Source organism: Alloalcanivorax mobilis, assembly GCF_002864685.1.
Lineage (GTDB): Bacteria > Pseudomonadota > Gammaproteobacteria > Pseudomonadales > Alcanivoracaceae > Alloalcanivorax > Alloalcanivorax mobilis.
The window spans coordinates 1-13,607 of sequence record NZ_NMQZ01000047.1 but is presented as its reverse complement, the minus strand read 5'-3'; the positions used below and the strand labels follow the sequence as shown (position 1 = coordinate 13,607).

10 protein-coding genes are annotated in these 13,607 nt (G+C 61.4%); 6 read left to right on the top strand and 4 right to left on the bottom strand.

Annotation, left to right across the window (positions count from 1 at the left end; genetic code table 11):
• The first annotated feature begins 352 nt into the window (after positions 1–352).
• Positions 353–2,380, top strand: coding sequence for a TonB-dependent receptor domain-containing protein (locus CGS25_RS17025; protein WP_101676202.1), 2,028 nt, complete (start codon positions 353–355; stop codon positions 2,378–2,380).
• 306 nt (positions 2,381–2,686) lie between these two features.
• Here the strand turns inward: CGS25_RS17025 and CGS25_RS17020 are convergent, their stop codons facing one another.
• The 4 genes from CGS25_RS17020 to CGS25_RS17005 all read right to left on the bottom strand — a co-directional run bounded on the left by CGS25_RS17020 (position 2,687) and on the right by CGS25_RS17005 (position 7,618).
• Positions 2,687–3,694: a formate/nitrite transporter family protein gene (locus tag CGS25_RS17020; protein ID WP_232802467.1), complete on the bottom strand. Its 1,008-nt coding sequence runs from the start codon at positions 3,692–3,694 to the stop codon at positions 2,687–2,689.
• Positions 3,695–3,786: 92 nt separating this feature from the next.
• Positions 3,787–4,791, bottom strand: coding sequence for a sodium:calcium antiporter (locus tag CGS25_RS17015; RefSeq protein WP_232802465.1), 1,005 nt, complete (start codon positions 4,789–4,791; stop codon positions 3,787–3,789).
• 178 nt (positions 4,792–4,969) lie between these two features.
• Positions 4,970–5,938, bottom strand: a complete 969-nt coding sequence (locus CGS25_RS17010; protein ID WP_089031647.1) for an alpha/beta fold hydrolase — start codon at positions 5,936–5,938, stop codon at positions 4,970–4,972.
• A gap of 48 nt (positions 5,939–5,986) precedes the next feature.
• The gene (locus CGS25_RS17005) at positions 5,987–7,618 is read right to left on the bottom strand and encodes a long-chain-fatty-acid--CoA ligase (protein WP_101676201.1); all 1,632 of its coding nucleotides are present in this window, start codon (positions 7,616–7,618) and stop codon (positions 5,987–5,989) included.
• A gap of 893 nt (positions 7,619–8,511) precedes the next feature.
• Between CGS25_RS17005 and CGS25_RS17000 the strand changes: the two genes are divergently transcribed.
• The 5 genes from CGS25_RS17000 (at position 8,512) to CGS25_RS16980 (ending at position 13,448) form a co-directional block, all read left to right on the top strand.
• Positions 8,512–9,732, top strand: a complete 1,221-nt coding sequence (locus CGS25_RS17000) for a branched-chain amino acid ABC transporter substrate-binding protein (RefSeq protein WP_101676200.1) — start codon at positions 8,512–8,514, stop codon at positions 9,730–9,732.
• A gap of 74 nt (positions 9,733–9,806) precedes the next feature.
• Positions 9,807–10,748: a branched-chain amino acid ABC transporter permease gene (locus CGS25_RS16995; RefSeq protein ID WP_089031650.1), complete on the top strand. Its 942-nt coding sequence runs from the start codon at positions 9,807–9,809 to the stop codon at positions 10,746–10,748.
• Positions 10,745–12,010 carry a branched-chain amino acid ABC transporter permease gene (locus CGS25_RS16990; protein WP_101676199.1) on the top strand — a complete coding sequence of 422 codons (1,266 nt, stop codon included), beginning with the start codon at positions 10,745–10,747 and terminating at the stop codon, positions 12,008–12,010. The genes CGS25_RS16995 and CGS25_RS16990 overlap by 4 nt, the downstream gene beginning before the upstream one ends.
• Positions 12,007–12,753, top strand: coding sequence for an ABC transporter ATP-binding protein (locus tag CGS25_RS16985; protein ID WP_101676198.1), 747 nt, complete (start codon positions 12,007–12,009; stop codon positions 12,751–12,753). Before CGS25_RS16990 ends, CGS25_RS16985 begins: the two co-directional genes overlap by 4 nt.
• The gene (locus CGS25_RS16980; RefSeq protein ID WP_089031653.1) at positions 12,753–13,448 is read left to right on the top strand and encodes an ABC transporter ATP-binding protein; all 696 of its coding nucleotides are present in this window, start codon (positions 12,753–12,755) and stop codon (positions 13,446–13,448) included. The genes CGS25_RS16985 and CGS25_RS16980 overlap by 1 nt, the downstream gene beginning before the upstream one ends.
• Positions 13,449–13,607: the final 159 nt, after the last annotated feature.

The following is a 13,607-nucleotide window of genomic DNA, read 5'->3' as shown; positions in this document are numbered from 1 at the left end:
GAAGCCGCTGTGGGAGCGGTCCTTGACCGCGAGCCGGCGCAGCCGGCCCGCCATGCCCTTGAGGCCATCACGACCCGCGCTGAGACCCACCAGTCGAAGAAAGGATTAAAACAGAAGGGGGGGCACGTCCCTGTGCCTGACTTTCTCGCTTTCCGTCGGCCTGCCAGCCACGCCTGGCCAGCAGGATTAAACAACAATAATGGGTATTATTATCAATTGCAATAGAGCGGGACCTCCCTGTTTCTCATCCGCGTTTGATAACCATTATCGTTTAAGATAAAGTCCCCGCGTTCATTTTATGGATGCCAACCAGAGGCCGGGTTAACGGGTCATATCAACGAGGGGAAGGGCAATGCGAGGTTCCACATCATTTCGGTTCGGGGTATGGGCGGCGGCGTTGGGGGCGGCGTCCGCCGCCAGCGGTGAGCAGGTTTCCAATCAACTGGATGCGGTGAATGTGATCTCCGCCGCCGGCTTCGAACAGCATATCGCCGACGCGCCGGCCTCCATTTCGGTGATCGGCCGCGAGGAGCTGGAGCGCAAAGCCTACCTGGACGTCACCGACGCCCTGAAGGACATCCCCGGCGTCACCATCACCGGTGGCGGCTCCCACCAGGACATCAGCCTGCGCGGCATGGCGGCCAAATACACCATGATCCTGGTGGACGGACGGCGCCAGTCAAGCCGCGAATCCACCGCCAACGGCAACGACAGCGGCCTTGAGCAAAACTACCTGCCGCCGTTGCAGGCGATTGAGCGCATTGAAGTGATCCGTGGCCCGATGTCCTCGTTGTACGGCTCCGAGGCCATGGGCGGGGTGATCAACATCATCACCCGCAAAGTGTCCGAGCAATGGACCGGCGCGTTGTCGTCGGAAATGACCGTGCAGGACAGCGGCAAAGCCGGCGACACCACCCGCAATGACCTCTACCTGGCCGGTCCGCTGATCAAGGACCGCCTCGGTATTCAGGTCAACGGCCTGGCCTCGCACCGCGACGAGGATCACATCATCGACGGCTTCGAGGAACAGACCGTGCAGCGCGCTGGCGCCAAGCTGGTGTACACCCCGAACAAAGAAAACGACATCGCCTTTGGTTTTGACCGCATCGAGCAGGAACGCAACAGCAGCGCCGGCAAGACCCTGGAAAGCACCGACCCGGCGGATTCCTCCGACCGCGAGTACGACAAGGACATCTACGTGGTCTCCCACAGTGGCCGCTATGATTTCGGCACCACCGAGTCGTACGTGCAGAAAGAGAACAGCGAAAACCCCGACCGCATTGGTGAATTGCGCAACGGCATTACCCTGGACACCCTGATCGCCAACACCCAGGCCTCCTTCTTTACCGAGCGGCACATCATCACCACCGGGGTGCAATACAAAGACGAAGACCTCACCGACTACGCCACCAACCGCCTGCCCACCAGCGACGCCAACAACATCTCCCGCTGGGAGGTGGCCGCGTTCCTGGAGGACCAATGGACGCTCACCGATAAGCTGGCACTGACCGGCGGGCTGCGTTTCATCCGCGACGAAAACTTTGGCAACTACGCCACCCCGCGGCTGTACGCGGTGTACCACGCCACCCAGGACGTCACCCTGAAAGGCGGCGTCTCCACTGGTTACCGGCAGCCTTCGCTGCGCGAAGCCACCGACAACTGGGGCAGCGTCACCGGTGGCGGCGGCTACCCGGCCGGCAACCCGCGGGCGATCATTCGCGGCAACCCGGATCTGGACCCCGAAAAAAGCCTCAACTACGAGCTGGGGCTGGCCTGGAAAAACATCTCGGGCATCGAAACCAGCGTGATGCTGTTCCTCACCGAATTCAAAGACAAAATCACCGAGTACCGGGCCTGCGACAGCGTCGGCGCCGACCGCAACGATCCCGCCACCTGGACCTGCGATTATCAAGGCCAGACCTACATGTTCATCAGCGACCGCATCAATGTGGACGAGGCACAAATGCACGGCGTGGAAGCCACCTTCAGCTGGATTCTGACCCCGTCGCTGCGCTTCAATTCCAGTTATACCTACACCCACTCCGAACAGAAGACCGGTGAATTCAAAGGCGAGCCGCTCAACAAGATCCCCAAGAACATGTTCAACGCCGGGCTCGACTGGCAGATCACCGACCCATTGGGCAGCTGGGTAAGAACCAACTTCCGCGGCCGCACCTCGGACTACCTGTCGCGCACCAGCATCGCCGACGGCACCCCCAGTTACGCCTTCACCGACGTCGGGCTGACCTACCGCGCCAGCCGCAACCTGACCCTCAAGGCAGGCGTCTACAACCTCTTCGATAAGGAAGTCACCGACGCCGATTTCGGCGCCGTCCTCGACGGCCGCCGATACAACGCCGGGATGACGGTGAGTTTCTAAAAAGCGGATTCAAGCTTCAGGCTTCAGGCGACAACACGGGCAAGGCCGGGGCGGGGCAGGGGCCGTGCCCGCGCTTGGGCGTTGGCGGCACGCAAAATCGCGTTGCGAATCCGCAGGCGTGGCCCGCCAGGGCCTTCTACAGCGCCGCTGTGGGAGCGGTCCTAGACCGCGAACCGAGCCGCAGGCGAGGCGGGCCTGGCAGCGCCGATTCGTGGTCAAGGACCTCTCCCACTTTAGAATCAAACAGCGGCGCTGCCACGCCCCTCCATTCTGAAAACTGAAAACTCCTCCCTCCCAAAGTCCCCGCTATTTCCTTTTCCCTCCCGGCCCATGCTTGAACATCCAGGCGCCACGGCGGCCATGGCGTTGCAGATCCATATCATTGCGAATCTGCGCGTGGCTGATCAGGGCAAAGATAAAAGTGCCGCCAATGATATTGCCGGCCAGGGTTGGCAGGCCGAAGTGCAGGAAGAAGTCGATCCAGGGCAACTTGCCGGCGAACACCAGATAAAGGATTTCGCTGGCGCCAACGATGATGTGCGGAAATTCCCCGATCGCCACCGCGTAGGTCATGATCAGAATGATCCAGCTCTTGGCCTGATCAGCAGCGGGCAGCACCCACACCATGGTGGCGATCAACCAGCCGGCGACGATGCTTTTGGCGAACATCGACATGGGGTCGTTCTCCATCACTTTTTCGCCGATGCGCACGAACGCGTCGGAGACCTCCGGGGAAAACATCGGCAGGTGCAAAAAGGTGAAGGCGGCCAGGCCGGCGCCAAACACGTTACCCACCAGCACCACGCCCCACAGGCGCAGCAGCCGGCCCAGGCTGTTCAGGGTCGGGTGGCTCATGAAGGGCAACACCGCGGTCACGGTGTTTTCGGTGAACAGTTGCTGGCGGGCCAGGATCACGATAAGAAACCCCAGTGTATAACCCATGCTCTCGACCAGAAAACCCACGTTGCTTTCGGGAAGGTGGGCGTGCAGAAGGCCTCGGGCCATCATTGAAGCGCTCATGGAAATGCCGGCGGCGATCGCCGACCACAGCAGCGCCATGGCGTCGCGTTCGAGTTCCTTGTCGCCGTCGATACGCAGGCGCTCGTGCACCGCCGCCGCCCGTGACGGCAGTTCTTTTTCGTTCACGGCTTCGGCGTGTTCCTGTTTCTCTTCGAAGTTCTCCAAACGCTTTTCATCGCGTTCCCGGGCGCGCTGTGATGGCTTGTCATCTTGGTGTTCGCGTTCCACTGCGTTTTCCCAAGGTGTGCCGTCTTCGTGCTGTTGGCCCTGGGGCCGCTCCTCGTTTTCACTCACCGCACTCTCCCGCGCAGGCGACATTGTAAGTGGCGCGCCTGGAGCGCGCCCGGTTTGACTATAGCGGTCGGTTAGCCAGGTGTCGCTGGTGATTATCCGCCGCCGAGCACCAGGGCCAGGCCGGTGGCATAGAGCATAAGGACCGCCACGCTTTCGAAGCCAATGCCCGCCGGCCCGCGCTCTTCGCGGCGCACCAGCCCCATCAGCAAAGCTCCGGTCATCACCAGTGACAGCGCCACCCAGAGCAGCAGGGTGGCGTCCATGGCTTGATAAATGGAGCCCTGCCGATAGGCGATGTCCGAGGCCGCGGTGAACAGGGTGTCGAACGCGTTGCCACCGATGATCCCGCCCACCGCCAGCGTCAGCGCCCCTCGTCGTACCGCCGCCACCGATGTCACCAGCTCCGGTAGAGAGGTGCTGGTGGCGGTGAGCAGCAGGCCGACTGTCGTTTGCTGCAAACCGGTTTGCCGGGCGAGCGAGGAGGCCGCGTGCTCAAGGGCCCAGCCGGAGACGCCGAGCAGCAGGGCCAGCCCCACGAACCAGCCCCATAACGCCGCTGTCGTCATGGGGCCCGCGGCCTGCTCGGGAACATCTTCGCGGGTCTCCCGCGTCAGCGACGGGTGCCACAGCGGAGTGTCGCGGACCTGTTGGATCAGCCGCAGGCCATATCCATACACGGCCAGCAAAACGAAAGTGGCGGGATGAATGCCGAAAACCGTGACCGGTGGGGCATAGGCGCCTAGCAGAATAATGCTGAGCAGCGTCACCAACAGAGCGCCTTGCATCAGGTTGGCGGCGGACGCGGCGGCGTGTTCCAGGTTGGCGCGGCGATAGACCAGGTCGGCAATCGCCAGAAAAGCGGTTTGCACGGCGATACCGCCAAGGGCATTACTGAGGGCGAGATCGGCGTTGCCTCGCCAGGCGGCGGTCACCGAGAGCACGCTACCAGACAGCGAGGTTGTGGCACCCAGCAGCACCGCACCGGCGAGGGCTTCGCCCGCCCGTGTGCGATCCGCCAACTGGTCCACGATGCCGGTAATCTTGACGCCGGCCATCGCGATCACCATCACGCAGGCGGCGAACGCGGTCAGGCTCAACGGCAGGGACTGCTGCAAGGCGGGAAAAATGGCGGCTCTCCTTCACGCGCCGGGAGCCACCTACTGTAGCGGTTGCCGGCGCCGAACGGCGCCGGCAGCTGTAAAAAGTAGTTTAAACGGCGGCTGAACAAGCCGTTGCGTACGCTGGCTTTCGAGCTAGTTCACAACCAAGGCGCACTCAGCGGTCCAGGCGATCAAGGAACTCGCCAAGGTGCCGGTTGACCGCGTCCGGCGCTTCCATTTGCACCCAGTGGCCGATGTTGTCCAGCAGTACCACGTCGGTCAGATCGTCCATCACCTCGGGCATGCGCTTGAGCGCCTTGCCGGCGAACTGAATCACCGGGTCTTCCTTGCCGGCGATGAACACCGCTGGCGGGTGAATCCGCTCGCGGCCGTCTTCGCGCTGCTGCCGCCAGGAAATGTCCATCGCCCGGTACCAGTTGATCGGACCGGTCAGGCCGCTGTTGTGAAAATGCTTCACATAGACGTCCAGATCGCTTTCCTGCATCCAGGCGGGCTGGGCGCCGCTGGGCGGCTGCAGAATGTCCAGGAACGCCTGGGCCGGTTTGGCGGTGCGAAATTTTTCTTGCATGCCCGGCCCGGAAATAGCGTGGTACATGCGGCGCAAAAAATCACGCACATCGGCTTCCAGTTCCTGTTCGGGGATCTCCGGCTGCTGGAAATAAATCTGATAGAAGAAGCGCTCGCCGAACGCGGCGCGCATCTGCTCAGTGGGCGCTTTCGGCCCGATGCCCGGATAGGGCACCGACAGCCCGGCCACGGCGCGCACCCGCTCCGGTTCACTGCGCGCCACCTGCCAGGCCAGCGCGCAGCCCCAATCGTGGCCGACCACGATGGCTTTTTCGGCACCGTAGGCATCGAGAATGCCCATCACGTCCGCCACCAGAATGTCTTGCCGGTAAGCCGCTACGTCCTTGGGGGCGTCACTGAAGCCGTAGCCGCGCAGATCCGGTGCCAGTACATGGTAGCCGCGGGCCGCCAGGAACGGCATTTGATAGCGCCAGGAGTAGCCGCATTCGGGGAAACCGTGCAGCAGAATGATAACCGGCTGGCCTGCCTCGCCGGCTTCGCGCACATGAAAGGTCAGGCCGTTGGCCTGGACTCGCTGTTCAGTGATGGTGGTCATGGGTGCATTCCGTGTTGTGAAAAGTCTTCGCCTGGGGCAACGCGGCGATCAGTGAGCGTCGCTCAAATGGCGAGCATAGGTTTCGCGCAGTGTCAGTTTGGACACCTTGCCGGTGGCGGTGTGCGGCAGCTCATCGACGACGATCACCTCATCGGGGAGCTGCCAGCGGGCGAAGCCGCCGGCCATATGTTCAAGCAGCGCGGTCTTGTCCAGGTTTGCGCCGGGCCGGGCCACCACCACCAGCAACGGGCGTTCGTCCCATTTGGGGTGGGGCACGCCGATCACGGCGCATTCCTGCACCGCCGGATAGGCGGCGGCCAGGTTCTCAAGATCAATCGAACTGATCCACTCGCCACCGGATTTGATCAGATCCTTGGCGCGGTCAACGATGAACAGCAGGCCGTCGTCGGTGATGCGCGCCATGTCGCCGGTGGCCAGCCAGCCGTCGTCGTCAAACGATTTGGCGCTGGCTTCATCATTATTGTAGTAGGCGCTGATCACCGTCGGCCCTTTCACATAGAGCTCGCCGCTGGCCTGGCCGTCCTGGGGCACCGTTGCGCCGTCGTCGCCGATCAGCTTCATGCGCACGCCGAACAGGCGGCGGCCCTGGTTGTTCTTCAGTTTGATGCGTTCCTGCACGGGCAGCGCCGCTTCTTCCCGGGTCAGTATGCTCATGCTGCCAGTGGGGTTCATTTCGGTCATGCCCCAGCCCTGCATCACGTCCAGCCCATAATCTTTTTCAAAGCGCGTGATCATGCTGGCCGGCGGCGCCGAGCCGCCGATCACCACCCTCTCAAGCACCGCCGGCTTGCGGCCTTGCTGATCCATTTCGGCGAGCAGGCCCATCCAGACCGTGGGCACGCCCCAGGCGCCGGTAACCTGCTCGTTGTCCATCAGCGCGAACAGGCTGGCGCCATCCAGCGCCGGGCCGGGCATGATCAGGGAGCCGCCGGTCAGCGGCGCCGCGTAGGGCAGCCCCCAGGCGTTCACATGAAACATCGGCACCACCGGCAACAGCCGGTCGCCGGCTTTCATCACGCCGTTGGAGCAGACCGTGGAAAACAGCGCCTGCAGCAGGCAGGAGCGGTGTGAATACAGCGCGCCCTTGGGCACGCCGGTGGTGCCCGAGGTGTAGCACAGCGCGCAGGCGGCGTTTTCATCCAGGTCCGGCCAGGGGTAGTGCTCGGGCTGCCCCTGCAGCAGCGTTTCATAACAGAGCAGGTCATCACCGTCGGGCAGGTGCGCGAAGTCGGTCATCGCCACGTAACGGGTGTGGGCCGGGAAATCGGCACGCAGGCCTGCCACCAGCGGGGCGAAGGTGGTATCGAAGAACAGCAGGCTGTCGCCGGCGTGGTTAACGATGTAGGCCATCTGATCGGCGGGCAGACGCGGGTTAATGGTGTGGCAGACCGCGCCAAGCCCGGCGATGGCGTAGTAGAGCTCCACATGGCGGTGGCCATTCCAGGCCAGGGTGCCGATGCGGTCGCCGGGGCGCACCCCCAGGGCGACCAGCGCATGGGCCAATTGCGCCACGCGCTGCAGGGTGCGCCGGTAGCTCTGTCGATGAAGGTCGCCTTCGGTGCGTACTGAAACGATCTCCGCGTGCGGGTGCACCTGGGCGCCGTATTCCAGCACCTCAATCAGAGAAAGGGGGGTATTCATCATCAGGCCATTGAGCATGCGTCTCTCCCTGCAAGCCGGGCGGGAGCCAGTGAAGAGCCTGTGCCGGCTTTATTGAATTATTGTTTGTCCGCCGCCTCGGTGGCCGGGGGTGGCGCTCATTGATACCTACTGGTGAGTATGTGGTCAAGAGTGGTGGAATCGGCCCACCCAAGCGTGGCGCCATCAGGCATTCGAGGAACAGGTTAGCGCCATCAACCTATCGCGCGAACGCAGCCATCCGGTGAGGAAATGAAATTCCGTTCCGGAAACGTGTTACCGGTAGTAACGGTAACAGTGAGGTAACAGCCCCGCCGGCGTTGATTGTCTCGCTAAAGAAAACAGCCTGGGCGTTCTGGTGAACGCGTAAGCCAGCCGGCCGGGAAGGCGCCAAGGCCGTATTTAAAGGGCGTCAGGAGGGTTCTTGGTGATTCTGTGAATACCTGTTCTCGAATCCGTGCCACCCCCGTAGGCTGGCTCAGGCAGGGCTTGCCGCTTTACCTCCGCGGGCTCATGCTGACTTGGACTCGGGGCATCGTGGCCAGTCAGTCACGTTGCCTTGAAGTGCATATACATTTCGAGTTCTTTTGTATTTTTCAGGGCGGTGCGAGTTGTTGCCCTGGTCTTTTATCCGTCTTGAAAAGACGCTTGGACGAGCGTCGATGCAAGGGCAAATGTGCGGAAAATGAAACTGGACATCATTATTTTTTTCCCCACATACTGCTGAGTATGCGTTTCACGAAAGAGCATTGAGTGGGACCGAAAACGATGCCAGTGAAACAGCTAAGTAATGAGTTTGATGAGAAAAATTGCAAGACACTGAAACAAGACGCTCGGCGGCGGTCCGTCATGTTGTCGGGCGCCAAGAAGCAAATGCCGAAACAGGCAGAACAAAAACAATCGTGGAGAGCACTATGTTGAAATCCATTTTCACCTTTCTCGCGGCGTCCGTGCTGTTGGTCTCTACCGCCAACGCGGAAACCGTGAAACTTGCCCTGATCGACCCCCTCAGTGGTGCCATGGCTGGCGCAGGCCAACCGGCGCTTTCGCATATGCAATTCGAAGCCGAGCGCCTGAACGCCAAAGGCGGTTTGAACGGCAACAAGATCGAGATCGTTGGTTACGACAACAAAGTAAACCCCCAGGAAAGCCTGGTGCAGCTGCAGAAAGCCATCGACGATGGCGTGCGCTACATCGTGCAGGGCAACGGCTCATCAGTGGCTTCGGCGCTGATCTCCGCGGTGGACAAGCACAACCGTCGCAATCCGGGTAAAGAGGTGCTGTTCCTCAACTACGCGGCGGTGGACCCGGCGTTCACCAATGAGCGCTGCACCTTCTGGCACTTCCGTTTCGACGCCAACGCGGACATGAAAATGAACGCGATCACAAGCTGGATGGCGGATCGCAAGGACATCAAGAAAGTCTACCTGATCAACCAGGACTACAGCTTCGGCCACGCGGTTTCCGAGGCCGCTCGCGAAATGCTCAAGGAAAAACGCCCGGACATCGAAGTGGTTGGCAACGATTTCCACCCGCTTGGAAAAGTGAAGGATTTCACGCCTTACGTGAGCAAAATCAAAGCGTCCGGCGCGGACGCGGTGATTACCGGTAACTGGGGCCAGGACATCACCTTGCTGGTGAAAGCGGCCGCCGACTACGGCCTGCAGGCACCGTTCCTGACCTACTACGGCGCCAGCTCCGGCGTGGTCACCCAGACCGGTGATAAAGGCGTGGACCGTATTTACCAGATCAACGAGTACTACGGTGATTTCGACGATCCGGAAATGGCCAAGCGCCAGGTCGCCATGTACAAGGAAAAAGGCTGGGATTTCTACTACCTGCGCCTGAGCACGATGATGGAAATGCTCAAGAAAGCCACCGACCAGGCCAAGAGCATCGACCCGGTTAAAGTGGCTTTCACCCTGGAAGACCTGAGCATGGACACCCCCACTGGCGAAGTGACGATGCGTAAGTCGGATCACCAGATCCAGCTGCCGCTGTTTATGTCGGTGATGAAGGGCGACATGAAATACGGCGCCGAAGGCACTGACTACAACTTCCACAAGATCGCTGAGATCAGCCGCGAAGATGTATCCCTGCCGACCACCTGCGAGATGCGTCGTCCGAAGCAGTAATCGCTGCTTTTCCGTCGAGATCCTCTTGTGAGTAAAGGAGCAGTGGCCCGTGCCGCTGCTCCGGGAGCCTTCTCATGCTCGAAGTTATTATCTTTTCCCTGCTGAACGGTATCCTCTACGGGTTGTTGCTGTTCATGCTTTCCAGCGGTCTTACGCTGATCTTCTCGATGATGGGCGTGCTTAACTTCGCCCACGCCAGCTTTTATATGTTGGGCGCTTATTTCGCCTACAGCCTGGGCATGCACATCGGCTTCTGGCCTTCTCTGATACTGGCGCCGATTCTGGTGGCCGTGGTCGGTGCTCTGGTGGAGCGTTTCGGCCTGCGGCGGGTGCATGTGAATGGCCATGTCGCCGAGCTGCTGTTTACCTTCGGGCTGGCCTATGTGATCGATGAAGTAGTGCGCCTGATCTGGGGTACGGTTCCGGTGGCGTATATGGCGCCGGCGTCGCTGCAACAACCGCTGTTTAATTTGTTTGGCGTGGAATATTCCATGTTCCGCGGCGTCGCCATGCTGATCGCCATTCTGATGTTCGTGGCGCTGTGGTTCCTGCTCAAGAAAACCCGCGTGGGCATGATGATCCGCGCCGCGCTCACCCACGGTGAGATGGTCGGGCACCTGGGTCACAACGTGCCGCGCCTGTTTATGTGCGTGTTCGGCTTCGGCTGCGCCCTGGCCGGTCTGGCCGGCGTGATTGGCGGCCCGTTGCTGACCACCGAACCGGGCATGGCCGCAACGCTGGGCCCGATCGTGTTCGTGGTGGTGGTGGTGGGCGGCATGGGTTCGCTGCCGGGTGCCTTCTACGCGTCGTTGCTGATCGGCCTGTTGCAGACTTTCTTCGTCGCCATCGATGCCTCCATCGGCGACATCCTCAACGGCATTGGCATGAACGTGGACCCCTACGGCGAGGTCACCGGAATCACACTCGCCAACCTGGCACCGATGACGCCGTTCATCCTTTTGGTGCTGATTCTGATATTCCGGCCCCGCGGCTTGATGGGAGAACTTGAACCATGAATGATCTAACCGCAGTCGCGCCGCGCCAGAGCCGGTTTTCCTGGCGTGGTCTTGCTCCCTGGGTGATCTCGCTGGTGGTTCTGATGGTGATTCCGCTGCTGGTCAGCAGTGGCACCGCGTTCACCCTGCTCAATCTGATCGCCATCAATATCGTGTTCGCGCTGTCCTACAACATGTTGCTCGGGCAGGGCGGTATGCTCTCGTTCGGCCACGCCGTGTTTTTTGGTCTGGGCAGCTACGCGGCCATGCACGTCATGAACCTGATCGACGATGCCTCCTACGCGGGCGAGGGCTTCTGGGCCCATTTCCCGGTGCTCGGGCTGCCGTTGGTGGGCATGCTTGCCGGCGGCCTGGCGGCGTTGATTGTCGGCTGGCCGTTCTGCCGGCGTGCCGGCACCGCGTTCGCCATGATCACCCTGGGTCTGGGTGAACTGGCCGCCGCCGCCGGGCAGATGTTCCCCTCCGTGTTCGGTGGCGAGGCGGGCGTGGTCAGCAACCGTATGGTCGGGCCCCAGTGGTTCGGTCTGGAGCTGGCTCAATCCGCCGACGTGTACTGGTTCATGGCGTTCTGGCTGTTCGTCGCGGTGCTCGGCATGTGGGCGTTCACCCGCACGCCGCTGGGCCGGTTGTCCAATGCAGTGCGTGACAACGCCGAGCGTCTTCAGTTTATCGGCTACCAGCCGCGTAACGTGCGCTTCATGGTGTTCATCGCCTCCGGCGCCTTTGGCGGCCTGGCCGGCGCCATGGCGGCGGTGAATTTCGAAATCATCACGCCGGAATCGCTCGGCCTGGTGCCCTCCGGCCTGGCGTTGCTGATGGCGGCCGTGGGCGGGCTGGGCGTGTTTTACGGGCCGATCGTTGGCGCCATCGTGGTGACGCTGATGAACTCCCTGCTCAGCGATTACACCGACGCCTCGATTCTCTATGTGGGCCTGATTTTCCTGGCCATCGTGATGTTCGCGCCGCGCGGTCTGGGCGGAGGTATTGAACAGGTACGCGTGGCCTGGCGTGACGGTGAGCTGGCGCGCCGGTTGCCGGGCTGGCTGAGCGGCGCCGTGGCGGTGTTGTTGTTCGCCGCCGGCCTGACCGTTCTGGTGGAGCTGCTGTTCCAGTGGCGCCACGGCCAGGACGAGCTGGCGCAGGTGCTGGGCATGAACTTCGACCCGAGACTGCCCTGGGGCTGGCTGGCGATGGTGGTGTTTTTCGCCGCCGGGGTGCTGGTCAAGCGTGCCACCAATAAGCTGCGGGAGGACAACGCATGAGTGCTCTGTCAATCAAGGGCCTGAAGAAAAACTTCGGGCTCGCCGAGGTGATCTGCGGGGTCGACCTGGAAGTGGAAAAAGGTGAGATCCACGCCGTGATTGGCCCCAACGGTGCCGGCAAATCGACCTTCTTCAATCTGCTGTCCGGGGCTTTTTCGCCCACCGAAGGCGAGATCCTGCTCAATGGCGAACGCATCGAGGGGCTCGGGCCCGAGAAGATTCAGCAACGCGGCCTGACCCGCTCGTTTCAGGTCAGCAACGTGTTCGTGAATCTGTCCGTGTTCGAGAACATACGCTGCGCCTGCTTTAAGAAAGAGCGCGCCGGCTACGTGTTCTGGCGTTCCGCCGCTGGGGTCAAAAAAGCCAATGAGCGCGCCGAAGAGGTGCTGGAAATGATTGGCCTTCAGGCGCTGCGGGAAGTGCCGGCCGGGGCCTTGCCCTACGCCAGCCAGCGCGCCCTTGAGATCGGCATGACCATTGCCTGCGGCGCCGACGTGGTGCTGCTCGACGAACCCACCGCCGGCATGAGCAATACCGAGACCAGCCAGGCGATTGATTTGATTCGCCAGGTGGCCAAGGGCCGCACCCTGATGATTGTCGAGCACGACATGGGCGTGGTGTTCGAACTGGCTGATCGCATCTCGGTGCTGGTGTACGGCGAAATCATCGCCACCGGCAAGCCCGAGTCGATCCGCTGCGACCCGCGCGTGAAAGAGGCCTATCTGGGCGAGGAGGCGGCGTAATGTTGGAAGTTACCGATCTGCACGCCTACTACGGCAAAAGCCACATTCTCAACGGCGTTAACTTCTCGATTCAGGAAGGCGAAGTGGTGGCCCTGTTGGGCCGCAATGGCGTGGGCCGCTCCACCACCGTGAAAGCGATCATGGGTGAAGTACCACCGCAGGGTTCGATCCGCTTCCGTGGTAAGGAAATCGCCGGCTATCCGAACTACCGGATTGCCCGCATGGGGTTGGGCTATGTGCCCGAAGACCGGGATATTTTCCCCACCCTGTCGGTGCGCCAGAACCTGGAGCTGGGTATCAAGAACACCCGCAAGCCCGGGCGCTGGACGGTGGAAAAAATGCTGGAAATGTTCCCCAACCTGGCGCGCCGCGCTGACGCCCACGCCGGGGTACTTTCCGGTGGCGAAAAGCAAATGCTGACCATGTGCCGGACGCTGATGGGCGACCCGGAACTGATCATGATCGACGAACCCACCGAAGGCCTGGCACCGCTGATCGTCAAGCAAATCGGCGAATTGATCTCCGAGATCGCCAAAGCCGGCGTGGCCATTCTGCTGGTCGAACAGAAGCTTTCCATCGCTCTGGATATCTCTCACCGGGTGCTGCTGATGGGCCACGGCCACATCGTCTTCGAAGGCACGCCGGAAGAACTGCGCAACAACGAGCCGATCCGCAAAGAGTGGCTGGAAGTCTGATGTTGTTATTTTGAGTTCCATCGTCAATGGGCTGGCCCGCTTCGGCGGGCTTTTTTTATTGTTCATCGCGCTTTAGCGGGAATTGACTCATGTTGACCCACTTCCCATCGCTGTTGACGCCCTGTTGGGCGTTCTACTTTCTTGCTTGTCCAAGAAAGT